20 protein-coding genes and 1 tRNA gene are annotated in these 25259 nt (G+C 38.1%); 13 read left to right on the top strand and 8 right to left on the bottom strand.

From position 1 onward, the window contains the following. Nucleotides 1-52 precede the first annotated feature (52 nt). The 3 genes from NEOC65_RS01800 to NEOC65_RS01795 all read left to right on the top strand — a co-directional run bounded on the left by NEOC65_RS01800 (nucleotide 53) and on the right by NEOC65_RS01795 (nucleotide 1650). Nucleotides 53-829, top strand: a complete 777-nt coding sequence (locus NEOC65_RS01800) for a type IV toxin-antitoxin system AbiEi family antitoxin domain-containing protein (RefSeq protein ID WP_213155534.1) — start codon at nucleotides 53-55, stop codon at nucleotides 827-829. Nucleotides 830-959: 130 nt separating this feature from the next. After that, nucleotides 960-1088, top strand: a complete 129-nt coding sequence (locus tag NEOC65_RS09680) for a hypothetical protein (protein ID WP_283248267.1) — start codon at nucleotides 960-962, stop codon at nucleotides 1086-1088. Beyond that, the gene (locus tag NEOC65_RS01795; protein ID WP_349305282.1) at nucleotides 1075-1650 is read left to right on the top strand and encodes a nucleotidyl transferase AbiEii/AbiGii toxin family protein; all 576 of its coding nucleotides are present in this window, start codon (nucleotides 1075-1077) and stop codon (nucleotides 1648-1650) included. Before NEOC65_RS09680 ends, NEOC65_RS01795 begins: the two co-directional genes overlap by 14 nt. 439 nt (nucleotides 1651-2089) lie before the next feature. On the opposite strand, the gene NEOC65_RS01790 is transcribed toward NEOC65_RS01795, so the two are convergent. From NEOC65_RS01790 to NEOC65_RS01780, 3 genes are all read right to left on the bottom strand, one after another. Beyond that, nucleotides 2090-2172, bottom strand: a tRNA-Leu gene (locus NEOC65_RS01790). 134 nt (nucleotides 2173-2306) lie between these two features. Continuing rightward, the gene (locus tag NEOC65_RS01785) at nucleotides 2307-3707 is read right to left on the bottom strand and encodes a lipase family protein (RefSeq protein ID WP_213155532.1); all 1401 of its coding nucleotides are present in this window, start codon (nucleotides 3705-3707) and stop codon (nucleotides 2307-2309) included. Between the two features lie 93 nt (nucleotides 3708-3800). After that, entirely contained in the window at nucleotides 3801-4970 is a 1170-nt protein-coding gene (locus tag NEOC65_RS01780) for a class I SAM-dependent methyltransferase (protein ID WP_213155531.1), read from the bottom strand. A gap of 100 nt (nucleotides 4971-5070) precedes the next feature. On the opposite strand from NEOC65_RS01780, the gene NEOC65_RS01775 reads away from it, so the two are divergent. The 6 genes from NEOC65_RS01775 to NEOC65_RS01750 all read left to right on the top strand — a co-directional run bounded on the left by NEOC65_RS01775 (nucleotide 5071) and on the right by NEOC65_RS01750 (nucleotide 12616). Next, nucleotides 5071-5763: a CADD family putative folate metabolism protein gene (locus NEOC65_RS01775; protein ID WP_213155530.1), complete on the top strand. Its 693-nt coding sequence runs from the start codon at nucleotides 5071-5073 to the stop codon at nucleotides 5761-5763. A 33-nt stretch (nucleotides 5764-5796) separates the two neighbouring features. Beyond that, nucleotides 5797-6828, top strand: a complete 1032-nt coding sequence (locus tag NEOC65_RS01770; protein WP_213155529.1) for a S49 family peptidase — start codon at nucleotides 5797-5799, stop codon at nucleotides 6826-6828. Between the two features lie 165 nt (nucleotides 6829-6993). Then, nucleotides 6994-9675, top strand: a complete 2682-nt coding sequence (gene polA, locus NEOC65_RS01765; protein ID WP_213152038.1) for a DNA polymerase I — start codon at nucleotides 6994-6996, stop codon at nucleotides 9673-9675. Further along, on the top strand, nucleotides 9669-10274 hold the full coding sequence (coaE, locus tag NEOC65_RS01760) for a dephospho-CoA kinase (protein ID WP_213155528.1): 606 nt from the start codon (nucleotides 9669-9671) through the stop codon (nucleotides 10272-10274). Before polA ends, coaE begins: the two co-directional genes overlap by 7 nt. 162 nt (nucleotides 10275-10436) lie before the next feature. Beyond that, nucleotides 10437-11663, top strand: coding sequence for a transcription termination factor Rho (gene rho, locus NEOC65_RS01755; protein WP_207391769.1), 1227 nt, complete (start codon nucleotides 10437-10439; stop codon nucleotides 11661-11663). Between the two features lie 92 nt (nucleotides 11664-11755). Then, complete coding sequence (locus tag NEOC65_RS01750) at nucleotides 11756-12616, top strand: hypothetical protein (RefSeq protein ID WP_213155527.1); 861 nt, start codon at nucleotides 11756-11758, stop codon at nucleotides 12614-12616. 209 nt (nucleotides 12617-12825) lie between these two features. Here the strand turns inward: NEOC65_RS01750 and NEOC65_RS01745 are convergent, their stop codons facing one another. Beyond that, a complete protein-coding gene (locus NEOC65_RS01745) occupies nucleotides 12826-13098 on the bottom strand; it encodes a hypothetical protein (protein WP_213155526.1) in 273 nt (90 codons plus the stop codon). A 391-nt stretch (nucleotides 13099-13489) separates the two neighbouring features. On the opposite strand from NEOC65_RS01745, the gene NEOC65_RS09910 reads away from it, so the two are divergent. Then, nucleotides 13490-13726 (top strand): DUF4277 domain-containing protein, encoded by a 237-nt coding sequence (locus NEOC65_RS09910; RefSeq protein WP_502710345.1) that lies wholly within the window; start codon nucleotides 13490-13492, stop codon nucleotides 13724-13726. A 579-nt stretch (nucleotides 13727-14305) separates the two neighbouring features. Here the strand turns inward: NEOC65_RS09910 and NEOC65_RS01735 are convergent. Further along, a complete protein-coding gene (locus NEOC65_RS01735) occupies nucleotides 14306-15163 on the bottom strand; it encodes an AMP nucleosidase (RefSeq protein WP_213155542.1) in 858 nt (285 codons plus the stop codon). A gap of 425 nt (nucleotides 15164-15588) precedes the next feature. Next, entirely contained in the window at nucleotides 15589-16818 is a 1230-nt protein-coding gene (locus NEOC65_RS01730; protein ID WP_213155524.1) for an MFS transporter, read from the bottom strand. Between the two features lie 242 nt (nucleotides 16819-17060). On the opposite strand from NEOC65_RS01730, the gene NEOC65_RS01725 reads away from it, so the two are divergent. Continuing rightward, nucleotides 17061-18665 (top strand): peptide chain release factor 3, encoded by a 1605-nt coding sequence (locus NEOC65_RS01725; protein ID WP_349305281.1) that lies wholly within the window; start codon nucleotides 17061-17063, stop codon nucleotides 18663-18665. A gap of 196 nt (nucleotides 18666-18861) precedes the next feature. Here the strand turns inward: NEOC65_RS01725 and flgN are convergent, their stop codons facing one another. Then, complete coding sequence (flgN, locus tag NEOC65_RS01720; protein ID WP_213155523.1) at nucleotides 18862-19374, bottom strand: flagellar export chaperone FlgN; 513 nt, start codon at nucleotides 19372-19374, stop codon at nucleotides 18862-18864. A 72-nt stretch (nucleotides 19375-19446) separates the two neighbouring features. Here flgN and mutY point away from each other — a divergent pair, with 72 nt between their 5' ends. Both mutY and NEOC65_RS01710 read left to right on the top strand, forming a co-directional pair. Then, nucleotides 19447-20496, top strand: a complete 1050-nt coding sequence (gene mutY / locus NEOC65_RS01715; RefSeq protein ID WP_213155522.1) for an A/G-specific adenine glycosylase — start codon at nucleotides 19447-19449, stop codon at nucleotides 20494-20496. Between the two features lie 231 nt (nucleotides 20497-20727). Next, nucleotides 20728-23112 (top strand): leucine-rich repeat domain-containing protein, encoded by a 2385-nt coding sequence (locus tag NEOC65_RS01710; protein ID WP_213155521.1) that lies wholly within the window; start codon nucleotides 20728-20730, stop codon nucleotides 23110-23112. Nucleotides 23113-24016: 904 nt separating this feature from the next. Here NEOC65_RS01710 and NEOC65_RS01705 read toward each other — a convergent pair. Next, nucleotides 24017-25259: leucine-rich repeat domain-containing protein (locus tag NEOC65_RS01705; protein WP_213155520.1), on the bottom strand; the 1243-nt coding region annotated here is incomplete at its 5' end.

The raw sequence follows: 25259 nt of genomic DNA, 5'->3' as shown, positions 1-25259 counted from the left end.
CTGCTGATGAATTTTAAGGATTTCCAAAAACGTCATTAGGAACAGCTAGGTTATGGAAACTGAATTAATCACCAAAAACCTATCATTACGATTTCTCTTCCAAGAAGACTCTTCTATTTTAAAGGAAGTTGATAAACGCAACTCCCAGCATTTGTCAATTGGTATTTCTGGTTCATTTTTGAGTAGATTCCCCAAAATGTACTCAATTGACATGAATGAGTGCATTTTGCAGAATTGCAAATATGAAAAATACGAAGATAAATTAGAAAAATTTTTAAACAGGCCTTTGTTTACTCTTAAAGAAGCGGAAAATCAAGGCATTCCCAGATGGTCTATTATCTATTTAACTAAAAATGGTATCTTGGAAAAAATTTGTTCAGGGGTTTACCGATCCCCCACTTATGAACCAAAAGTAGATTTTGACTGGGAAAACCTAGCTTTTACAGCAGCTAGTATTCCAGAAGGAGTAATCTGTCTCATTTCTGCTCTTTTTTATTACGAGCTAACAGATCAAATCATGCGTGAAGCTTGGATTGCCATCCCAAATCAAAGACGTTCACCAAAACGTCCTAACGCTCATATTGTGAGAATGCGTAATACTGACCTTGGAAAGGAAACACTTACTATGGGAGAGTACACAGTTCATATTTTTGATAGAGAGCAAACAATTGTAGATGCTTTTCGTTACTTAAGTAAAGAAATCGCCCTTAAGGCATTAAGGCAATATTTTACATTAGCGGATATAAAGCCTGATTCAAAGAAATTAATTGAATACGCGAATATTTTGCGCGTTAATATCAAGCCTTATATTTTGTCTTATACCACATGACTGCTGATCTAGAAAAATCTCTTAAAGCTCGTTTGCGAGTGATTGCCAAAGAAACAGGTCGAGATCCAGCTGACCTTTGGCAAAACCTTATTTTAGAAAGATTTCTTGTGCGCTTAGCAAAGCCGTATTATTGTCTAAATACATTAATCTAGGCCAAGAAACTAAAGACTTAGATTTCCTTGCCAATGATAGAGTTATCAACAGAGTTGATGATCTTTCTCTTATATTTGAAGAAGCCTTAAAAGATAGAACCCGATGATGGCTTTACTTTCCAAAATATTAAGGTGGATCAACTTACTCATCCTCATATGCGCTATTCTGGTGCTGAAATCAGCGCAATGGCTTACTTTGGGCAAATTAAGTGCAAGCTTTCAATCGATATTGGTTTTGGAGATATGGTTGAACCAATTCAATATTCGATTCCTTTGCTTAAGGGCGCAAAAAAAGCTATATTTGAATCGAGCGTGAATCTTTCCTGCTATCCTAAAGAATTCATATTTGCAGAAAAATTAGAAACCGTTGTTTATCGTGGGTTTTTAAACAGTCGCATGAAAGATTTTCATGATGTGCATTCACTGATCCTTAACGAGTTTTCTGCTTCTTTTCACGATTTAAAATTAATTATAGAATCAGCTTTTGAGCATAGAGGTACGGCTTTAAAGCTTCCTATCGCATATAAAATGGCCGAATTACCGCAACTTAGGACATTTTGGCAAAGCTACTTGAACGGCTTAAAGATTAATGAGAAGACTCTCCCTAAGAATTTTGATGATTTGCTTTCTAGGATCAATGAATGGTTAGTTAGCAAAGACATAAAATAAGAAGTTCGAAAGCTTACCAAACTAAAGAGCCAGCTAACCAATCACGAAGCCAATCTGCTCCAAGTTTGATCAACAGAGATTTGTAACTGGCGAATTAGAGGTAGACTCCTATAACCGCCTTAAGCGTCATACTCGAAACCAGATTGAGAAATTAAAGCGCGATAGGGAAGATATAAAACTTACTGACACGGCTTTTAAAAAGTATAGCCGCTAAGGAATTACCTTTTTGGCCCACATGGATATTGACTTCCAAATGGTACCCTTGGACGTGAAAGGGACAATGCTTGGTTCGATATTTCCAGGAAAATTGATTTTTGCAGATGGAAAGCATCGAACCGTGGAAATGAGCCTAGCTTTCTCACTTATTTATAAGAAACGAGCGCTTTACAAAATGAAAAAACCGGAAACGCCTTCATTTTTGAAAATGTTTCCGGAGATATGCCGATGACCGGACTCGAACCAGCACTTAGTTGCCTAAAGTAGATTTTGAGTCTACCGCGTCTACCATTTCGCCACATCGGCTAAAAAAATTAAAAATGATCATAATTCTTGTTAACCTAAAACTGCAAGTAAAAAAGGTAAAAACTATTCCAACAGCAATCCTATTCTTTCGGTCGCTCTTAAGCTGGCTAACCTCTCATTTACTTCTTAGTTTTTTATGCTGCAATCGCGGACCTTTGAGGTTGCGAATATTCAATATCTAATTGCTCTATAGCTAATTGGTTAGTGATTAATTGGCGCCAAACCCAACGCAAAGGTCCAAAAACTGAAGCATAGGGCCTAGAATCGTAAAGGCCAAATAGCCCTCGATTAATAAAAAGTAAGGAAATAAAAAAGATAAAGGGAATGATGCCAACAAATCTTTGCATTTTTAAAGATAAACTTGGTTTAGGAGTAGCTTTGCAAAGAATAGCAATTTTTCTGCAAAACAACATTTTATTATGGATAGTATACTGTGCAGTAAAGCGTTGGTTTACAGTTTTTTCTACTGAGCAAATGACTTGATAATTTTTTCCGATATAACACTGTCCAAACGTAGGAACTTTATCTTCACTATGATGGAAATTATACATATGAGGACGGTGCTGAGGTAGCTCTGTTTTAAGCTGATCCCATTTTTTTCCATAGGTTGCCGATATGCCTGGAGCATTGAAAGAAAAGGCCCCATGAACTAAGCTAGGATTATCTATCGCTGTATAGCGTGCAAGAGCGCCGCCTAGACTATGACCTGTTACCAACGCATTTTTATTCTGTTCTAACCATTGAGTGATGTTTCTCTTGCCACTTGCATACGCAATATAACCTACCCCACGAAGATCAAAGTCGGCAGCTAATGTGGCTAAAAACCCTCTTCGCGATAGACCAATGCGGGTTCCCGAAAAAGCCAAAATAGGTGGAGCCTTTTCATTTTCATCTACCGGCTTGAAACCGTAAGCACACATTCCCATCCATAGAGGAATTTTACTTGCTTCATACTCTATCATGCGACCCTCACAAGGAATTTGAAACCGTTCCCCCTCTTTAGGATTAAAGTAGGCTAATTGCTTGCCTACTAATTCTAGGGAAATAAGCTTATCTAATTCGATATGGGGATCTTTCTTAAAAACCACTTTGTTAATAAGGTTTATTTTGTAAGCTTGATCGAATAGTTTTTGAAGGTTAGCTTTTACTTTAGGTTCCCAATGTTTGTCAGCAATACTTGAAGAAAAGATGGTGAGCCAAGTCATTGTTTTAGAAATCACAGGCTTAGCAGGTTTTACAAAGCCCAAAGACTCAAACTCGAATCTTATCTTCCCTAAAAGTTCATTATAATTTTCCAACACCTGGCAGGCCAATATAGAACTTAAATTTTTTTGCTGCCCGCTTTTTATTCCGGCTTTATGAAAAGCATATCTTTTTAAAATTTTAGCAGCAGATGGAGAAAGCTCAACCTTAAGCTCAGCCTTTAAATAAACATCCAAACTTTTTGACAGCGTTTTTTTATCTAAAACTGAAGACTTTAATTCACATTTAAGATAGGTTTCGGAAAATTGCGTCCATGAAAAAAGATTTAACATAAAATAGCACTCATTTTATTTTTAAAAAAATAAATTAAGCGTTATTTTAGTTATAATTATTTAAATTCAGAATAAATTAATATTAATTTATTATTAAGACGTTAAATCTTGAATAAAACATTTTTCCAAAAAAGGTTTTATTTCTAAAGTATTTTTAAACTGATAGTATTGCTCTAAAAGCTCCGCGTAATGAGCTTTGCTGTTTGATTGCCGAATCGCACGAATTAATAGATTTTTGGGAGTGTGTTCCATGTCTATAAATTCGATAACTTGCGTCTTGTAGCCTAAAATTTCTAATAGCTTGGCGCGTGCTGCCTCAGTCACTAAAGCAGAAAAACGTTCTTTTAATATGCCATGGGATAAAAGAGGCTCTAAGCTTTCACATTGCACCTGTTTATATAACTCATGTTGACAGCAAGGAACTACCATAATTACTTGCGCCTGCCAGCGCACGGCTTTTTCTAAGGCTGCATCGGTAGCTGTATCGCAAGCATGTAAGGAGACCATTAAATCTATAGATTCATTTGCCGTATAAGCATTGATATCCCCTTGTATAAAACGCAGATGAGTAAATCCTAATTTATGGGCTAAATTTTGGCATTGGACTACAACATCAGCTTTTAAATCTAATCCTGTAATTTGCACCTTGTACTTGAGTTGAAAATGTAAATAATAATAGAGTGCAAAAGTTAGATAAGCTTTGCCACATCCAAAATCAACGATTTGCAAAGTTTTATCCTTAGCAAAATAAGGCACAATATCCTGGACCATTTCCAAAAAACGATTGATTTGACAAAATTTATCGCGTTTTCCCGGCAAAACTTTTCCCAAGTTAGAGATCACACCTAGTTCTTGCAAGAAAGGAATGGGCTCATTTTCCTTAAGAAGATAATTTTTTGAACGGTTGTGGGTGGGTAAAGGAGTAGCTTTTTTACTGGCAGGCTTAAAAAGGACAGTGGCCTCGCCTTTTTTACTAATAAGTATTTGATAATCTTTAGAGGCGGTACAAAAAAGAGCTTGCTTATAATATTTTAAAGCCTCAAGAATTTTTTCTGTTCCTTCTTCTACCGAATAATTTTTATGGATAACCTTTTGATTTTGCTGATGGCTGAATTGCAATCTCCAATTATTTTTAATAGAAACAGGGCGAATGGTAATTTTCTGAGAAAAATTTTTATCTCGCGGAGAACTTAATATGGCCTGTAAAAAGCTATTTTCTTGCAAAAGCTCTTGAATTAAAGAATGTATTTTGTCTAGCTGCATAATGGCTTAAATAATAAAGAATTTAGAATTTGAAAATAAGTCTTTTGTTTGCTTAAATTGTTTTTTTTATTACTCTGCTCTGTTAAATGAGAGGGTTTCCATGACACAAGAATTTTTAGAGAAAATCGATCATCAAATTCAAGATAAACATTTGCTTAATCATCCTTTTTATCAAGCATGGAGCCGAGGAGAGCTATCTAAAGAGTGCTTGGTAGAATATGCTAAAGAATATTATCATCATGTAAAAGCATTTCCTCGTTACCTTTCCGCTCTTCATTCACAGACAGAAGATGCCGACACAAGGCGCCATCTTCTTAATAATTTAATTGAAGAGGAAGCAGGTTTACCTAACCATCCGGATTTGTGGAGGAGCTTTACGCAGCAATTAGGTGCCAGCTCTGAAGAAATAGAGGCCCATCATCCCTCTCCAAGTATGCAAGCAATAATTCATACATTTATGAAAAGCTGCAAAAACTCTAGCACCGCCGAAGGAATTGCTTGTTTGTATGCTTATGAGAGCCAAATACCCTCTATATGCCTTTCAAAAATTAAAGGTTTAAAAGAACATTACGGCATGCAAGAACCCGGCCATTGGAAATATTTTTCAATACACATAGAAGCTGATAAAGAACATGCTGCTGTAGAAAGGAAGCTACTGGGAAACTATGCAAATAAAAGTAATGAAGCTTTAATCGCCACCTCTGTCGAGCGTACTCTACTTGTTCTATGGGATTTTTTATCTAGTTTATGCACGCGCTACCAGCTGGCTTGCTCAACAAGTAAATCCCTTTAAAATTTAAATAAAAATATTAACAGGAAAAGTTTAATGAAAGATTCTATCATTCAATCAGCACTACGTGCCTTTCTAATTGCTTTATGTACCGTAATAGGAGGCTGCCTAGCCATTTTACTGATCATTTTTGGCATGAGTGCTTTTACTACCTCTACCTCTACCGAACCTATAAAGGATTATAACGTTGAAGTTTTAGCTAACGCTGAAGGAAAAAGAGAAACGCTCTCTAATCAACCTGTCATTTTAAAAATTAATATTAACGGGATTGTGGGCTTAGATAAATTAGATCAACATCATATTAGTCAAATGTTAATTCAATCACGTGAAGGTATCCTTAAGAACAATCTGGTTAAAGGCATCTTACTGCACATACAAACACCAGGTGGGACGGTAACTGATGCGGATGGTATCTATCGGGCTCTTAAAGCTTACAAACATCAATATAATGTTCCTATCTATGCATTTGTGGATGGCATGTGCGCCTCAGGAGGTATGTATATTGCAGCAGCTGCAGATAGGGTTCTTGCAACTGATACGAGCATTATCGGTAGCATTGGCGTAATAGCTCCTTCCGTCCTCAATATTTCGCAACTTCTTGAGAAGCTAGGAATTCACTCCTTAACTCTTTATGCTGGTAAGGGTAAAGATGGCTTAAATCCTTTACGGCCATGGCATGCGGGTGAAGAAGACAATTATAAAGAACTTATCGATTACTATTACAACGAATTTGTAAATATCATGACCACTAACCGCCCCCAGTTGGATAAAGCCAAACTAATTCAGGAGTATGGAGCCAAAATTTTTCCTGCTCAGCAAGCTAAGGAATTAGGCTATATCGATGAAAGCGGCGTAACTTTAAACGAAGCTATCTCCCAGCTTGCTAAGCAAATGAGTATTGAAGCTCAGAACTATCGTGTAGTTCAAATGCAAAAAGAGACATGGATTAGCGAAATTTTTAAAACGCAATTAAAAGCTTGGAATGGTCCTATAAAACATGAATTGCAAATTTCACCTGCCTATGATCCTAAATTATTAGGCCAATTTCAATATATGTTTCGTCCTTAAAGCCCTTATACCTAAGTAATTTAAGTGGCCATTTGCTTCAGATAAAATTTAAATGCAAAATTAATTGGATGTTAAGGAATCTCCTTTCCTTCTCTTAAAGTTTGCATTTAAATTCAAAACTCCTCTCATCTAAAATAGTAGTTAAAGGTCTTAAAAAGGTTTGTGATGAATGACATTTATATCATTGATGCATCGGGCTATATCTATCGTTCTTATTTTGCTATTCGAAATATTACAAATCACCAAGGAGAATCCACTAATGCCTTATTTGGCTTTATTCGTTCGGTCTCAAAGCTAATTATTGATTTTAAGCCTTATCATTTAGTAGCCGTATTTGATGGCCCTCGCAGCATCAATGCACGGGCCAGTATCTATGCAGACTATAAAGCCCATCGGCCAGATATGCCTCCTGACCTTCTTTATCAAATCCAATGGGCAAGAGAATACTGTGCGCTACGAGGCATCCCTATTTTAAATATTCCGGAAGTAGAGGCTGATGATACAATGGGCAGTATTGCAGTATGGGCCTCTCAACAACAACAAGCCAAGGCCTATATTTGCACAAGCGATAAAGATATGTGCCAGCTAGTAAATGATCAAGTCTTTATCCTTAATACTTTTAAAGATAATCTAATCATGGGAGCCAAAGAAATTGAAGCAGCTTATGGAGTGCCTCCCCATAAAATTATTGATTTTTTAGCTATAACAGGTGATGCCTCTGATAATATTCCGGGCCTTTCAGGATTTGGCCCCAAAACTGCCTCAGCACTTTTACAGCAATTTGGCTCGTTGGAATACATCTTGGCCCACCCAGAAGAAATTCCCGGTAAAAAAAAGCAAGAAATCATCATTCAAGAAGCTGAAAAAGCTCTTCTTAGCAAGCAACTTGTTACAGTTAACACACATGTAAATATCCCGCGCGAAGAGAGCTTCTATCGCTTGATTCCCTGCCAAAAAGAGCAGCTAAAAAGCTTTTACATCAGTAAAAACTTTAACTCTTTACTTAAAGAATTAGAAAAAGAAATACCCTCCTCGAATCCTCTTGGATTAAGTGCAAACGAAGAACAAGTATCTTATCAGTGTGTAGATGATGAAGAGAGCTTAAGCGCTCTTGTAGATGAACTCATGCTTCAAAAGGAAATCTGCTTTGACACAGAAACGACATCGATACATGCCTTAAAAGCAGAACTAATAGGCATAGGTCTATGCTACCAACCTTTACAAGCATGGTATGTGCCTGTCAACGGTCAGCTGGGCCTTGAAAAAGTAGTTCAGACTTTAAAACCTCTTTTTGAAAATTCTTCTATTGGCTTTTATGGCCACAATGTTAAATACGACCTCCATGTATTGAGCCTTTACGGCATTCAAGTGGCCAACATAACCTTTGATACTATCTTGGCCTCTTATTTGCTTAACTCGCATAGGCGCCAACATTCTCTTGATACCCTTTCTTTAGAATATTTTGGTAAGGTGAAGATAGCCATCCATTCATTAATCGGGAAAGGCAAAAAAGCAATTTCCATGCGTGAAGTGCCGATTGAACAGGTCTTTGCCTATTGCTGTGAAGACGTAGATTTCACATGTCGTCTTAAGAAAGTATTGAAAAAGCAGCTGCAGGAAAGAAAATTATATTCTTTATTAGATAATATTGAGCTACCCCTTCTTAAAGTTTTGCTAGAGATGGAACGTCAAGGAATATATTTAGACAAAGAATTTTTAAAGAATCTTTCCATAAAGGTTACTGCGCAAATTAGGGTGCTTGAAAAAGAAATTTATTTAATGGCAGGAGAGGAATTTAATTTGAACTCTCCTAAACAAATGAGCGATATTCTTTTTAACAAGCTAGGCATACAGCCTCCCAAAAAGACTGCCACAGGCAATTCTACCAGTGCCGAAGTTTTAGAATTTCTTCAACATCAATACCCTATTGCTAGTAAATTGATGGAATATCGCATGCTAGAAAAGCTGCGCTCCACCTATGTAGAAACTCTACCCTTAGAAGTTAACCCTAAAACTCATCGCATCCATTGTACCTTTAATCAATCTGTAGCTGCTACAGGCAGGCTATCCTGCCAAGATCCTAACCTGCAAAATATTCCTGTGCGCACCGAGTGGGGCATTCAAATAAGGCAAGCATTCCGCCCTGAAAAATCAGGGTGGAGCTTCTTGGCTGCAGATTATTCGCAGATTGAACTGCGTCTTCTCGCTCATCTAAGTGAAGACCCTACCCTTCTGGAAGCTTTCCAAAGCAATCAAGATATTCATCTAAGAACCGCTGCAGCAATTTTTAATGTCCCCCTGGAACAAGTGACAAAAGAGATGAGATATCAAGCTAAGACAGTAAATTTTGGAGTCATTTACGGCCAAGGCCCTTTTGGGCTTTCCCAAACATTAGGGATTGATGTCAAAGATGCTAAGCTTTTTATTGAGATGTATTTTAAACAATATAGCAAGGTTAAAGAATACCTAGAATCCGTTAAAGAATCGGTACGTAAATTAGGAAAAGCAGTCACTCTTACGGGCCGCGAAAGGCTTATTCCAGAAATTAATAGTAAAAATATGCAGATCCGGGCAGCAGCAGAACGGCTTGCTGTCAATGCACCTATCCAAGGTACGGCAGCCGATCTGATCAAACTAGCTATGATACAAATTAATGAAAGACTTCACAAAGAAAGAAAATTAGGCTACATGGTTATACAAATTCATGATGAATTAATTTTTGAGCTTCCTGATTTTGAAATTCTCTCTATAGAGCCCATGGTGCGGGAGATCATGCAAAATGTTTTTAAATTAAAAGTTCCTTTGATTGTAGATATCAGTATTGGCAAAAATTGGAAAGAATGTTAGCATTGTCTAAAGTTGCCGTAACGGGCGGTCTTTCGTGTGGCAAGACATCAGTCTGTCATTTCTTTAAGAGGTTTGGCGCTTACGTGGTAAGTGCAGACGATATTGTGCACCGACTGCTTTCCCCTACCACGAATCTCGGTCAGCGCGTTATTCTACTAATTGGCAGCGATATAGTCATAAATAATCAAATCGATCGTTCTAAAATTTCACAAAAGGTATTCAAACAACCCTTATTACTTAAATCTCTTGAAAACCTCCTACATCCTGCAGTTCAAGATGAAATTAAGAAACACTATGATTTAGCTAATCAACAAGAAAACAGAAAAAAGTTATTTGTAGCTGAAATTCCCTTGCTTTTTGAAGCTAGGCTAGAGAATTTCTATGATACGGTGATTAGTGTCGTAGCTGATTTAGACAAAAGTAAAAAGCGTTTTCAAAAAGCTACAGGAAAAAGTATTGAAGAATATGAAAGGCGCTCAGCAAGGCAGTTGCCTATCGATGAAAAAGCTCATAGGGCTGATTATGTTATTGTCAACGATAGCAACCTATACGATTTAGAAATTGAAACAAAAAAGTTAATGAACATTTTAACCCATTAAATTTAGGAGTCTGATTCTTAAATGGATCCAGAAAACACTCATTCAGAGACGCACTACTCTACCTTTGAAGAGGGCGAAGAGAATCAACAAGAGCACCCATCTATCAACACGACAGCTATTGTTCCCCCCGGCGAAACAATTAAAATCGCTGAAATTCAGCGCATGAATATCGACCAATTAAACGCGTTCAGTAAAAAAATTGGCCTTAAACACCTAGGATCTCTTACTAAATCTCAAATGGTTTTTGAAATCGTCAAGGCGCTCTCAGAAAATCCTGCCGAGATTTTGTATGGTGAAGGCGTATTAGAAATTTTGCCTGACGGATTTGGCTTTCTGCGATCCCCCAACTATAATTATTTACCTTCTGCAGAAGATATCTACGTTTCTCCAGCGCAGATTAGACGTTTTGATTTAAAAAAGGGTGATACCCTTTCTGGGACTATTCGGCCTCCTAAAGACAAAGAAAAATACTTTGCTCTTCTCAAAGTAGATAAAATCAATGGAAAAACTCCAGAAAAAGCTCGCGAGCGCATTCTTTTTGAGAATTTAACAGCTCTGTATCCAAGCAAACGCATGGTCATGGAAACAACAAAAGATAAGCTATCCACGCGTGTGTTGGATCTTGCAGCTCCTATAGGTAAAGGCCAGCGTGGGCTAATTGTAGCCCCCCCTCGTACAGGTAAGACGATTATTCTTCAAAATATTGCTAATGCTATAGCTATTAATAATCCGGAAGTCATTGTTATCGTCCTCATGATCGGCGAAAGACCTGAGGAAGTAACAGACATGCAGAGAATTGTTAAGGGAGAAGTTGTTTCTTCAACTTTTGATGAGCCCCCTGAAAGACACGTGCAAGTAGCAGAAATGGTTATCGAAAAAGCAAGGAGATTAGTTGAGCATGGCAATGACGTCGTTGTTCTGCTAGACTCTATCACAAGACTCGCCCGTGCCTATAATACTATAGAACCTCATTCAGGGAAAATTTTGACAGGCGGTGTAGATGCTAATGCTTTACATAAGCCTAAACGTTTCTTTGGCGCCGCAAGGAATATCGAGCAGGGAGGTTCGCTGACAATTATTGCCACCGCATTAATTGATACAGGGTCCCGTATGGACGAGGTCATTTTTGAAGAATTTAAAGGTACCGGCAATATGGAGCTAGTGCTTGATCGACGTTTAGCTGAGCGACGTATTTATCCAGCGATTGATATTATTAAGAGTGGAACTCGTAAGGAAGAGCTTCTTTACCATCCTAACGAATTAGAAAAGGTTTATTTACTACGGCAAGCCGTTGCTGATCTAGCACCCAACGATGCGATGAATCTAGTGTTAGGCCGCTTGAAAAAAACTAATAGCAATGTGGAATTTTTATTATCTATGAAAGAATAAATGATTTAAGCTACTTGTTTATCTGATTAATTTAGGTAAGCAAAAATATCTTTATTTTTTAAGTCGAACACATACAGAAAATAGGATGCAACATGCGCAAAATTCAACTCCTCGTCATTTCTTTAATCCTGCTAGGTGGAGGATGGTGGCTCTGGTCTAATAAGGGAGATGTAAAAAATATAGTGACTCGCTATGTAGAAAATGGTGAATTTCAAACACTAGAAGCGCGCTATACTCCCCAACAAATTATGGACGCTCATTCTCGCGAGCTTTTAGGGGATACTAGTTATCAATATAAAGAACCCCAGTATAAATATCATCCTTACTTGCTGATGGAAGTTAAATTTACAGCCGATAAAAAAACACGCGAAGGGGTCATTTTATGGAGCTTAACCGATGGAGAAATGGTTCTAAATACCGAGACATGGGAAAGGACGCACGGTTTTGAAGATGCTATTAATGCACAAGCCACACGTGAAGAATTTAAAATACTTAACGCTTTAGCCAAATTTAATGGCATTCGCACTAAAGAAGATTTGCTAGCAGATTTGCAACTAGAAGCGGATGTGGTAAATCCATGGATTGAAAGTGCTATCCAAAAGCAGTTAATCACACGTAAAGGTAACCTTTTGCAACTGCATTTTGAAAACCCTAAAATTCTTGTGACTCCTCAAACAAAGTTTAATAGAATGTTGGTTTCTAAACCTTACAACTATTCTCAACGTGTTTCTGAAAAGTATACCCCTTCTCAAATCGAAAGGGTTGCTAAATGTGCTTTTGGCCATGATTTCAGCATTCGTCACATCACTGAAGTATATCTACCTGTGTATGCCATCCAGGTGGAAAATCCCGATGGTTCGCTTACTATCACCCATTGGAATGCTGTAACAGGCCAGATGATAAACCCTAAGTACTTTAAAAATGGCCAAGAAAGAATTAAACCAGCCGGGTAACAGCAGCAGGCGTATTCTTTAAAAATTATATATGGTCTTTTGGATCGTTAAGAAACAATCTAAGCAAAGCAAAGTACTTGGGTAGTTTTTGCCTGAGCAATAAGATATTTAGGTTTATTACAGCCCCTTTATAGGGGAGGATAATATTTTTGCTTATCAACTTAAATTCTATCCTCTCTTTTTAAGCAACCTTCCAATAAAATAAAGGTTTAAGATCTAGCACTGGGTTTAACTCCCATATCTTCCCAAAAATCGTCCATGGATTTGTAAACCATTCCACCACCCTCATCAATTTCTTTCATAGCTGCAAGGGTCTCCTTGTTGGGCGTACGAGGGAAATCCTTTCTAAGATAAGAAAGCACTAATTCACTAAGATTCAAATGAGCCTTAGCGGCTAATATTTTGATGTACGCCCTTTCATCAGGGGTACACTCTATAGTCATTTTGACTTTATCATGATTGGTATGAGAATGAGCACCCATATACATCTCCTAGGTTAAACCCCTATTTTATCCTTTCCACAGGCTTCTTGTAAACCTCATCTACCCAGGAAATCCCAGTAGAATAGAGCTCCCCCCCATAAAGGCGAATGAGATCCATAGATGGCCCCCTTACCTCTTACTAAACACAGGTATATTCCTTAATATTTCGCTCTACTTTCCCCTTTTCATCTCCCTCTATTTTGTTACTTTACTCGAGGAGAGGCTAGTTTGTTAATGGGCTCAGTGTAGATGATCTACTTTACATTCCTCAGCAAAAATATAAATTGGGATTCTAAAAGCCCATCGAGTTAAATATTTTTTAAAATCTAAATAATGAGATTAAGAGATAGGCAAATAGATATGCCAAACGTTGACCATTCAGGATGGGTAGCTGGGGATATATGAGAAGATAGGGTTAGTTGGCTTTATGGATCAGGCAGCAGGCCACGAGGCAAAGAATAAGCATTTAACATATAGGCAAGCTGTTAAATGCACAATTTTAAATGGATTGAACTTTGTAAGCCGCACTCTTTACCTGTATTCTGAATATTTTAAAGACAAGCCGCTAGATCATTTATTAGGCAGGCACCTACTCCCTAACCAGATTGGCAAGAATGTTTTTAAGTAGAACACTTGATAAGATATTTGGAATGGGAGTGACTAAGCTTTTTACTAGGGTAGCTTTGCATACGATTAAAGTGCTTGGCATTCAGATAAAAACCTACATTTAGGAGCAACAAGTTTTCATCTAGAGGAAAACGAGGAGAGTTATTTAGCATAAGAGAGAATCATGCATTCGTCTAGCCTAAGATTAACAGTCGTTATCTTAAGAATAGATTTCAAGCAAGCTGTCTTGCAGGCTATCAGTTTCAAGAAAGGAAATATCCCTTGAACATACATGCTGCCAATGGCATTAACAGCGATAAAACAACCTCTACTATTGCCAAACACCCCTAGTAAGAAGCTTTAGCCAGGCAAAAGAGAATTACTATACAGTAATAGCCAATACTCTTTGTATACGTCGGACATCTTACATACGCCTTAAAAAAGCACAGAGCTTATTTGCCATGCCTCTACTCATGCAGATTAATATGATATTAATAAAACAAAATGTTTATAGGTTATTTTAATTGCTAAAAGATCTTAATAATCGGTAGTTCCTAACACCCTACCCTACCTTGCAGGTGTAGTTTAAAGCATTTATTAACTAAACTTCAGATATGGCTATCTTAGGTGACTCAAAGCGGCGCCTTGCTCCTCGAAAAACACCTTTGGCTTGATGATTTAAGGTCGCATCCAGTTCAAGCATAATTTTCACGCCTTTATCTACATGATCGATCGTATATTCTTGGTAAACTTTTTCGGAGCTTTGTTTAGTTTTCACTCCATCTTTACCTAAAGGTAGATCGGAAATAAGTAGAAGCGCCCCAAGGGGAAGCTTATGGTAATAGCTAGCCATAAAAAGGGTGGCACATTCCATCTCTATCGCTTGCGGACGCGTTTTTTCTAAACGGCTTTTAAAGTTTTCGTTAAACTCCCAAAAACGCTTGTTCGTAGTATGGGTAATGCCAATGTGATAAGTGGAATTTTGTTGATCAAGAACATTACTTACACATTTTTGTACAAGAAAATTAGCCATCGAAGGCACCTCTTGCGGAAAATAAAAGTCCGAGGTTCCTTCTCCTCTTATACCTGCCACCGGCACGAAGTAATCTCCAATCTTATGATGCTTTCTCAAGCCTCCACACATACCTAATAGCAAAGCGGCACGAATAGGCAAAAAAGCACAAAGATCGATGATAAGAGCTGCTGCTGCAGACCCTATTTTGAAATCCAAGATACTTACTTTTTCCTCTGGGGAGTGAGCTACAGAAAACATAGATCCCTCTAGGATAGGTAGATTCCGATCATTGGCAAATTGCCTAACATAGCGAGGGAAATTAGTAAGCAGCAGATAAGGTTGAAAATCTTGCACGGTCGAGCCTGAATAACGCTCTAAAGTATCTGTAGCAATCTTTTCTTCCAAAGGATTTACATTGAAGTTATAAGTGCAATCTTCTTCCATTAAATTTACCTTATTTATTAGTGTCATTTCTCAACTTCTACCGCCTAGAAGTTGCGCATAAAGAGCCAAGGAGCAATTTTTCAGCTACTTAAAAAAAGAATAGTAACCATTAAAAAAAGACTTTAAAAAAAAGCAATCTAGTCCAGGTCCCATCCTTTTCTCAAGCCTTCTTTCTCTATATTTCTTAGAGAAAGGAAGAGATAGAGTCTGTAGCAAGTGATTTGCCTGTCTTTTTCTTCTTTTTCAAAATCTTTTTGGTTTCTCATCCTCTTCTTCGATAAAAAATGCATTTATCATGGTTGGAAAAAAAGTGCTACCTTTTTATACAAAAAGAATATTAATTTTCTCTTAAATTTTTAATCCACAACTCATGAGGGAAGCTCATTATCTTGCGAATATAAGGTGGAAATATTTCCATATTTTTTCTAAGTAGGTTTTGACAAAAGCTCCTTTTCTGCATATTTCTTGCTACTGTATATTGCACACCCTGTTCCGCAAAGGCAAAAAAACCCTCCTACTATCAAGGGTAAATAGGAATTAGCAATAAATCCTAGATAACCCCCTAAAAAAGGTCCTAAACATCCTCTAAGACCCACCAGCACTACATTGATGCCTGTAAAGGCTGCACTATTTTCTTTCCGAGCAAACTTAGGCCCTGATAGATTCCAGCACATCTCACTGCCTGCCTGCATAGTTCCATAGACAAAATAAGCCACGTACACCCATATCCAATGTAAGCTAGCTGTTATCAAGAATATAGGGAATAAAGTAGCTAAAAAACAAATCAAAAAAGTTAAAATATAAATGTTTATTTTATTAAAAAATGAAGCCCATATACGGGTAGTCAACGCAAAGCCTATTCCTTTGCAAACGGAGATAGCAATGACTAATTCAGTGTAGGAAAGGTGTAGCACTTCTAACGTAAAAACAGGTAACGCTGGCTGCATAATCATAAGCCCTAGCCCTCCACACATAAAGATCAGTTGAAAGTGGGCAAAATCTGGGCGTGCTCTCATTAACTTTATAAAATTTCTCCACGGCTGCACCAGAGTATCTTTTAAATTCTGTTTATCATTTAGATGAGGAGGTTCCTCTTTAGGCAGGGGGATAGTAACCAATAAAAAATTGCTCAATAAACTTATTGCTGCTGCTATAAAAAATCCCCAGCGCCAAATGCCAGGACTATTATCCATCCATCGTGAGATAAATAAAGGAAAGAAAAGGCTAGTTAAATAATTAATTGAAGAGCCTACGGAAAAGATTTTACTTCTTGCTTCGGCATGAATTTTAATTTTTAGGATTTCCATCCATGCAGGTATAATAGCTCTGCTGGCCATCATATAAACAGCGAAAGCGAAGATATAAAACCAATTATTATCGATAAAGGGGAAGAAAAAACAAGGCAGAAGCCCTATCACAGTTGCACATCCTATACTCTTCTTTAGCAAATCATGCCTTTTCTCTACAAAGGAGTTCCAATAGAATGAAGCAATAGCTACTACAGGCTTAGAACTAATGAGCAAGGTGATCTGTAAAGGTGAGGCATGCAAATCTTTATAAAAGATAAAGACTAGCAAAGTATACATCGCCCACAGCGGGGCATTTAAGAGGTGGCTCCCTATAAAGACATAACGTGTGTTTTGGCAAACTTTCATAGCAAAAAATTGTATAAATTATTTTCTGAAAATACAATAAAAAATATGGATGGCTTTTAATAATTTAAGCCTCTAGTAGCATAATCCTTTATTAAATTTTTTAATTAACAAAAAAAAGCTGTAGCTTCTCTAACATCTACCAAGCTAATTTATCGTAACTTCCTCCTTTAAGATGTTTGGGTTATATTACCTAAATATGTTACACTACTTTTCATTTTAAACTAAACAATTACTGGAAAGATGTGAGCCCCTTAGAAAATAAAGTAGACCTGCAAGCTGAGATTTTTAAACGCCGGACATTTGCCATTATCAGCCATCCTGATGCTGGCAAAACTACCCTAACAGAAAAGCTATTGCTTTATTCCGGTATGCTTCATACCGCAGGAATTGTACGAGGGCGTAAAGGACGCAAAGCTGCCGCTTCCGATTGGATGGCTATGGAACAAGAACGAGGGATTTCTATTACCTCCTCGGCCATGCAGTTTCCTTACAAAGAGACATTGATTAATATTTTAGATACTCCTGGTCACGAAGATTTTTCTGAAGACACTTATAGAACTCTCACAGCTGCTGACTGTGCTATCATGGTCATTGATGCTGCTAAAGGGGTTGAGAAACAAACGCGTAAGCTTTTCGAAGTATGCCGGCTTCGCAAAATTCCAGTTTTGACCTTTATTAATAAAATGGACATGCCTGGACGCGAGCCCCTCGACCTTATGAATGAAGTAGAGAATGTGCTAGGTATCCAATCTACAGCTTTTAATTGGCCCATTGGCTGCGGAGCTTCTTTTAAGGGCGTATACGATCGATTAGAAAAGAAGGTGCTTCTTTTTGCAAAAACCTCGGTAGGTGGCGCGCAAAAAGCTGAAATTACTCGTTATCCTCTTAACAGCCCTGAAATTATTCTGCTCCTGGGAGAAGAAGCCCACCATAGTTTAATGCAAGAGCTAGAATTATTAGAAATGGCTGGTAACCCTTTTGATTATAAGCATTTTCTAGCAGGTAATGTGACTCCCGTATTTTTTGCATCGGCTTTAACCAATTTTGGTGTTGAACCTTTTTTTGATGCCTTTATCCATCTTGCCCCGCCTCCCCAACCTCGCCTAGTTAACTTAAACAATGGGGAAGAAAAAACGCTCGACCCTGTGGAAGCACCGTTCAGTGCCTATGTTTTTAAAATACAAGCTAACATGGATAAAAAGCATCGTGATAGCATGGCTTTTTTAAGGATTTGCTCGGGTAAATTTGAACGTGACATGCTTGTTAAGCATCATCGTACGGCTAAAGAAGTGCGCCTTTCGCGCCCTCATGGCATGCTAGCTGGAGAACGTACCATTGTGGATACGGGCTATGCTGGCGATGTAATCGGTGTAATTAACCCAGGTGTATTTTCCGTAGGCGATACCATTTCGACTAAGGGTGGTTTCAACTTCAAACCCATTCCGCATTTTCAACCCGAAATTTTTGCGCATGTTTCTCCCAAAGATGTGGGCAAGCGTAAATCCTTTGATAAAGGTGTTTACCAATTAACAGAAGAAGGAGCCATACAACTGCTTAAACCTTACGAATATGGCGCTGAGCTAATCTTCGCTGCTGTAGGACAGCTCCAGTTTGAAGTGATGCAATACCGCTTAAAGGATGAATATGGTGTCGACACAGCAGTCTCTTCCTTACCCTACAAATGCAGTGCTTGGCTACTGGGTGACATTAAAACTTTTCAAAAGCCGAGTAACAGCTTAATCGTCCAAGACCGTTACAATCGGCCGATTGCTTTATTTACTGAGCCGTGGGAAAAGCAGTATGCTGTTAAACAAAATCTTGAGCATCAGCTGGTAGATATCCTTTGATAAAAAGCTTTTTTTAAAGTTTTCATTAACTTTTTTGCTAAAACACCTAACTTTTATGGGTGTTAAAAGCGTAACAAGCATAACTTTGCTTAGCCCTGTCTCCTCAATCTTCAAAGGCTAAGCTTTATTACAATAAACTTTAAATGAACTAACTTATAGATTGTTTCTTAAAAAATTAAAGACCTATCTACAAGCTTTAATTTTCCTCGACTGCTCTTTCTATTGTTTGAAGAACCTGCTTAGGGAGACCAGAAATCTTTTGAGGCTTAACCCTAGCGGCTAGTCGAGGTTTGTATTGATGGGAATAATTTTCAGGATCAGACTCATTTTGCTGATTGCCTAAAAGTAGTTTATTATAAGTGTTTTGCTTTTCCATCTGCTCGGAAAGAGCTAAAATTTGATCCCGCAGAGTTAACAGCTCAATGTTATCAGCGCCTGCCAATCGAGCTAAATTTTTTAGCCTCTCTTGATCGCTTTCAAAATCAGCATGCTCGGGATGAAGGTCTTTTAACTTATTGATTTCCTGCACCATTGCACCTCTGAAAGCTTGCATAGAATTTAGAAGCGGCTCTCTACTATTCATGATCACTTGAAAAGCTGGAGCATTTTGCGCCATAATAGCATATTGCTCTTCTTCCATATTGGCTAGCAACTCACGCAAAACATTTACGAGAGCGCTCATGGCCATTTTTAATGCTTCGTCTATCATCTTTACCTCATTAAGCTCATCACGTATAATATCATTTTTTCTATTGGAAAAATGCATATTTTATTAGGTTTTATGTATTCAATTGATTTTAAAAGGCTTAAAGAATGGTTCTTATCTGAGAAACGCTCTCTTCCTTGGCGTCATCAGCCATCTCCTTATGCTGTCTGGGTATCGGAAGTCATGTTGCAGCAAACACAAGTCTCCGTAGTTATTCCTTACTTTCATCGATGGATGCTGCGCTTTCCCTCTATAGCTTCCCTTGCTAACGCAGAGCTTGATGAGATCATTAAATTATGGGAAGGCTTAGGATATTATTCTAGAGCAAGGAGCTTACATCAAGCTGCTCAATATGTTGTAAATCATCATCAAGGGCAACTGCCTTCTAATAAAGAGGAATTAAAAAAAATAAAAGGATTAGGCCCTTATACCGTGGGAGCCATCTTAAGTTTTGCTTTTCGTCAACGTGCCGCAGCTGTTGATGGCAATGTGATTCGCGTCTTATCCCGTTATTTTGAAATTAAAGAGGATTTTGCTAAAAATAAAGCCGTGAATAATTTACGTAAAATTGCTCTAGAAATCCTTCCGGAAGATGAGGCTTGGATTCAAAATGAAGCTCTCATTGAACTAGGGGCAACAATATGTAAGAAAAAGCCTAAATGTATGGAATGTCCTTTAAGATCTAGCTGTAAGGGCTATAGGAATGGTACAGCTCAGCAATTACCCTTTAAATCCACCAAAGTGGAAACAAGCTATCTATATCGTGCGGTCCCTATCATTATATTTGGAGATAAATTACTTGTCAAACGAGGGCAAAAAGGTGAAATCATGTCCGATTTACATGAATTTCCTCATTTTGAGACTCCTCCCCTAGGCTGGAGCTATCAACGTCTTCAAGAAGAGATGTTTTTGCAATGGTCTTTAGAAACTCAATATATTAAAGAGCTTCCTCAAGTTAAGCACTCTTTTACAAGATATCAAGCTAGTTTAAAGCCCGTACTCTTTCACTCTTCGTATGAAAGGCCTATTAGGGATCATACTTGGCTCACTCGTGAAACGCTGATGCAGCTGGCCTTTTCCTCAGGTCATCGTCGTATCTTCATGGATCTAAATTTGAAAGCATAGCTTTAAAGGCTCCTTTTTCCCACCCCTCATCGTGAAAGCTTTAAAATCTATCCCTGAAAATGCTAATGATCCTAGCAAAATTACTCCTTAAAATAGCGGCCATCAAACTTTTACCTTTATTAAATAATAACTTGCTAAAAAAAAGTATGAGGAGTAAATCTATTAGACAAAAAAGAACACCTTCACCTAAACCTGAAGAAGGTGTTAACTTATAAAACTCAAGGAGCCTAGATGATCCCCTCCAATTCAACCTCTAGCACGCCGACAGACTTTCGAGCTACAGTTTCAGCAAATATAGAAGATGCTGTCTCAGGGGAGTTGATGAATAAAGCGGTTACTTTAGTCCCTTGTGGCCACACCTTTAATGAAGATACCATCATCCAATGCTTAGCTCGTAATAAGCTCTGCCCCTTAGATAGGCAGCCCATCAAAAATTATGTACCCAATTATACGATCAGACACTTGGCAGAAACAGCCACCTCTCATCCTTTGGAAAAAGAACCTAAACAAGAACCTAGTGAAGAAGCCGAAAAGCATTTCTTAAGAGGTAAAGAATACGTTGAACAAGAAAATCATGAAGCAGCCATAGAAGCTTTACTGCAGGCTTTACAATTAAGCCCTACTTATGAAAAAGCTCAAGCCTACCTAGAGTTTTGCCTTAAACGCTCCTCACATTCTTCTTCATTTCACCCATCTTCTTCACTTCCTCAGCCTATTTCTCACTCTCTTTCCGAAAAACCCCAAGAAAAGACGCTTTCCTCTTTAGGACATTCTAGGGAAGGTTATACTGAACTTTTATTCAATCTTTTAGAAGAGCCCCTAATTCAAGAAAAATTAGCTTTAAAGAAAATGCTAGAAAGCCAATTGGAAGAGTTGATAAGCCAGGATAGTGAAGAGCTGACCGAGAAAGAAAAGGTAAGCTATAAATGGACAAAAAATTTGCTAGGCGAAAATAAAAAGATAAGGCAATTTGCGCTAGAAAAACTGCAGCAAATCCATAACCCTTCTTCCCCTCCCCCAACAGTTGTTTCTCAGCCTTCTACTTCCTCATCTTCTTTAGCTACTCCTCCATCTTTTGCTCTAGAAAAGCTGCAGCAAATCCATAGGTCTTCTTCTCCTCTCTCACCAGTTGCTCCTCAATCTTCTACTTCCTCATCTTCTTTAGCTATTCTCTCAGCTAAAGAAACTCAAGCTGTTTCTCCGCAGCCAATTTCTGCGGTTACTCCTCAATCTCCCCTTTATACAACTCCTTTATCTAGCTTACCTGTCAAAGAAATTCAAGCTCATTCCTCACCAGCTATGAGCGCTCTTTACTACGAGATAGTACATTTCCATTTTCCTCACAAAGGGGGAGATTTTACAGAGCAAGCTCGTATTATAGATCAGATTTATAAAATTAAGCCTACCCTTGCTGTGGAAGAAAAGGCTCCTTACATCTTTAAGCAAATTTTCAGCCTAGCCAAAGATCTTTCTCCCGTAGATTTTGAAGAAGAAAACACGATCAATGATGCTCTCACCCTCTCTAATTATTCTTCCTATCTACTCAATATTAATCGCCTCCTACTTTGGCAGAAGCTGCCTGAAGGAAAAGAGAACTTAAGCAAAGAAAGCATTAAAGCTTTGCCTTTAAAGCAAAAAGGAGAGCTTCTAAAGGCTTATATTGAAGAACTAAGCAAATGGATGAAAAAGCAAGATAAAAGTTTTACTCACCTAGATTTAAGTGAATCAGGCTTAACTTTTTTACCTCCAGAGATAGGGCAGCTATCTCAGCTGCAAGAGCTTGACCTAAGCAAAAACAACCTCACCACCCTCCCTGTTGAAATTGGACAGTTAGCTCAGCTGTACAAGCTTAACTTGCAACAAAACCAATTAACCTCTCTTCCTGCTGAGATAGGCCAGCTAGCTCAATTGTTCAGTCTTAACTTGCAGCAAAACCACCTCTCCACCCTCCCTGCTGAGATAGGCCAGTTGGCTCAGCTGTACATACTTAACTTACAGCAAAACCAGCTAGCTGCTCTTCCGGCTGCAATTGGACAGCTTTCTCAGCTGAGACATCTATGGTTACGCAACAACCAACTAAACGCTCTTCCTGTGGAGATAGGTCAACTTTCTCAGTTAGGAACGCTTAATTTAAGCAACAACCAACTAAACGCTCTTCCTGCGGAGATAGGTCAGTTTTCTCAGCTGCAAGAGCTTATCTTAAGCAGCAACCAGCTAACCATCTTTCCTGTGGAGATAGGACAGCTTTCTCAGCTGCAGCGGCTTAGATTAGGCAACAACCAGCTAAACATCCTTCCTGTGGAGATAGGCCAGCTTTCTAAGCTGCAGCGGCTTGAATTAAGCAAGAACCAGCTAATCTCTCTTCCCAAAGAAATAGGTCAGCTCTCTCAGTTAGGATCGCTTGACTTAAGCAGCAACAAGCTAACCGCTCTTCCCAAAGAAATAGGTCAGCTTTCTCAGTTAGAATCGCTTGACTTAAGCTGCAACAAGCTAATCACTCTTCCTGTGGAGATAGGTCAGCTTTCTCAGCTGAAACACCTTGCCTTAATCTTCAACCAACTTACCTCTCTTCCTGCAGAGATAAAGCAACTTTCTCAGTGTGCCATTTGTGAGTAAATAAATATTTCCTTTAAAATCTCTGATAAAGAATGCAGATAGGCTTCTTGCGCTTTAGTGAATCTAGAATCTTTTTAGAATAGAAAATAGACATCCTATAGCTAGTTTTGTTGCTCAGTACTACTAGTAGCCACTAATAAGCTAATAGATGCTTTTATAGGAGGGCAAAAAAATATCAAGGAATGGGTTACCCTTTTTGCTCTCAACATTAAATAAAGAACGGCTAATTGCTCGTGTGAGTGCAATAGCATCTATCTTGAATACCTTTAATTTATCTAATTTGCTATACCGAATTAAAATAAGAGCGTCCCTGTATTTACTTCAAGCAAGGCATTTCTTTTGCTCTAACATTACTCTGTAAGCACCCTAAGATGTATACTTATCCATAGACTTAGTGATTAAAATAAAAAACTTATCAAATAAAAGGTTAAGCCAAATTCTTAAAAAGCTCTTTTTAACTTAAACTTGCTGAGCAAAGGACCATAAAACTGAAAAAGTTTATAAATTACTCGCTTTCAAATTTAGCACAGAGGCAACCTTTCGAGCCCTCTTAAATGCTAATCAAACGAGCTTTTAATCACAGAGCTGGCTTATCTAATAGAAAAAATGTTTAGCTTAGATACAAGCAACAAAGAAGCTTTTACCCGATCACATTACCTAGCTTAAAATACACCTTTTTCACCCACATTTTGTTCACTCCTATCTTCTACGCAGGCAAACTATTCTTTTTTACCTTCACTATCCATTCTTAATCTGCGGGCTTCAAGCCTCGGCAATCTTTTAATACCATCCCATATATTCATAAAATGGAGAAGAGAAAGAAGAGCAGCATGCTTAGCCTTCACTATTAAGGATAGTTAAACAAAATGTGAAAGGACATTTTTCTTCTAAGAAAGCAAAGCCTCTACAGCTGAAAATGCTGTCTAATCTTCTCAGGGATAGTTTTAAAAGAATTTCCTGTTAAATTTAGCTCATATAACGATGGAGATAGCTTTTCTATCTCAACAGGAAGGGAGTTGAGCTGGTTATGGTCTAAATGAAGCCATTTTAGCTTGGGAAGATTCCCTATATTAGGGGGAAGGCAGATAAGAAGGTTGTGGCTTAAATAAAGTTCTTCCAACTGATTCAGTTGATCGATTTCCGCAGGTAGGGAGACAAGCTTATTTTGACTTAAGCAAAGCTCTTCTAGCTGAGTCAGTAGCCATAGCTGCACAGGAAGAGTAGCAAAATAGTTTTGGTTCAAGTTAAGACCATATAATTGAGTCAACTGACCTATCTCTGTAGGCAGGGAGGTTAGCTGATTTCGGCTTAAGTTAAGCGTCCTCAATCGAGCCAGTTGCCCTATTTCTGTAGGAAGAGACTTAAGCCGGTTTTTGCTTAGATCAAGCCGCTGTAACTGACTCAATTGACCTATCTCTATCGGAAGGACATCTAATCTATTATGATTTAAACATAGCCATTCGAGCCTAAAAAGCTTTCCTATCTCTAAAGGAAAAGAGTTCAGCTGGTTTTGACTTACATCAAGTTTTTGCAAACGAGATAGCTGAGCTATTTCTTTAGGCAAAGAAGTGAGAGAGTTTTGGCTTAAATAAAATGCTTCTAAATGAGTGAGCTGTCCTATCTCAGCAGGAAGGCTTTTAAGGCAATTTTGGCTTAAGTTAAAATCTTTTAGCAAAAACAACTGGCCTATTTCCGCGGGAAGGGAACTAAGCTGATTTAAGCTTAGATAAAGGTTTACCAATTTAAAAAGCTTTCCTATCTCTAGAGGAAGCCTACTGAGTTGGTTGTCACTTAAATCAAGCGTCCGAAGATGACAAAGCTGGCCTATTTCTTCTGGTATAAAGATAAGGCGATTACGGCTTAAGTAAAACCCCTCCAACTGGATCAATTGTCCTATTTCTTTAGGAAGAAAGGTCAGCTGATTGTAGCTTAAATTAAGAGAAGCAAGAGCAGGAAACATGCCTATTTCGGGAGGCAAATAAGTCAAGCCTAATCCAGATAAATCTAATAGCCTAACATTTTGGCAACTGTTTGCAATCCATTGACTAAAAAGATTACCTTTTTCTTCTAAAGATAATGAATTAATTTCTTCTTGTGCTAAGTATTCCTTTCCTCCAGGAATTTTTTTCCAGATGAGCAGGCGATTA

The organism is Neochlamydia sp. AcF65, assembly GCF_018342435.1.
Classification (GTDB): domain Bacteria; phylum Chlamydiota; class Chlamydiia; order Chlamydiales; family Parachlamydiaceae; genus Neochlamydia.
Note: the sequence above shows the minus strand (reverse complement) of the source record. Positions and strands in the feature narration are given on the sequence as shown.

Excerpts from the sequence above, each read along its gene's own strand:
- NEOC65_RS01770 (WP_213155529.1), top strand. The coding sequence starts at position 5,797 with ATGAAAGATTCTATCATTCAATCAGCACTACGTGCCTTTCTAATTGCT.
- flgN (WP_213155523.1), bottom strand. The coding sequence starts at position 19,374 with ATGATAGACGAAGCATTAAAAATGGCCATGAGCGCTCTCGTAAATGTT.
- mutY (WP_213155522.1), top strand. The coding sequence starts at position 19,447 with ATGTATTCAATTGATTTTAAAAGGCTTAAAGAATGGTTCTTATCTGAG.
- NEOC65_RS01745 (WP_213155526.1), bottom strand. The coding sequence starts at position 13,098 with ATGGGTGCTCATTCTCATACCAATCATGATAAAGTCAAAATGACTATA.
- polA (WP_213152038.1), top strand. The coding sequence starts at position 6,994 with ATGAATGACATTTATATCATTGATGCATCGGGCTATATCTATCGTTCT.
- NEOC65_RS01735 (WP_213155542.1), bottom strand. The coding sequence starts at position 15,163 with ATGGAAGAAGATTGCACTTATAACTTCAATGTAAATCCTTTGGAAGAA.
- NEOC65_RS01775 (WP_213155530.1), top strand. The coding sequence starts at position 5,071 with ATGACACAAGAATTTTTAGAGAAAATCGATCATCAAATTCAAGATAAA.
- NEOC65_RS01750 (WP_213155527.1), top strand. The coding sequence starts at position 11,756 with ATGCGCAAAATTCAACTCCTCGTCATTTCTTTAATCCTGCTAGGTGGA.
- NEOC65_RS01710 (WP_213155521.1), top strand. The coding sequence starts at position 20,728 with ATGATCCCCTCCAATTCAACCTCTAGCACGCCGACAGACTTTCGAGCT.
- NEOC65_RS01780 (WP_213155531.1), bottom strand. The coding sequence starts at position 4,970 with ATGCAGCTAGACAAAATACATTCTTTAATTCAAGAGCTTTTGCAAGAA.
- coaE (WP_213155528.1), top strand. The coding sequence starts at position 9,669 with ATGTTAGCATTGTCTAAAGTTGCCGTAACGGGCGGTCTTTCGTGTGGC.
- NEOC65_RS01785 (WP_213155532.1), bottom strand. The coding sequence starts at position 3,707 with ATGTTAAATCTTTTTTCATGGACGCAATTTTCCGAAACCTATCTTAAA.
- NEOC65_RS01730 (WP_213155524.1), bottom strand. The coding sequence starts at position 16,818 with ATGAAAGTTTGCCAAAACACACGTTATGTCTTTATAGGGAGCCACCTC.
- rho (WP_207391769.1), top strand. The coding sequence starts at position 10,437 with ATGAATATCGACCAATTAAACGCGTTCAGTAAAAAAATTGGCCTTAAA.
- NEOC65_RS01800 (WP_213155534.1), top strand. The coding sequence starts at position 53 with ATGGAAACTGAATTAATCACCAAAAACCTATCATTACGATTTCTCTTC.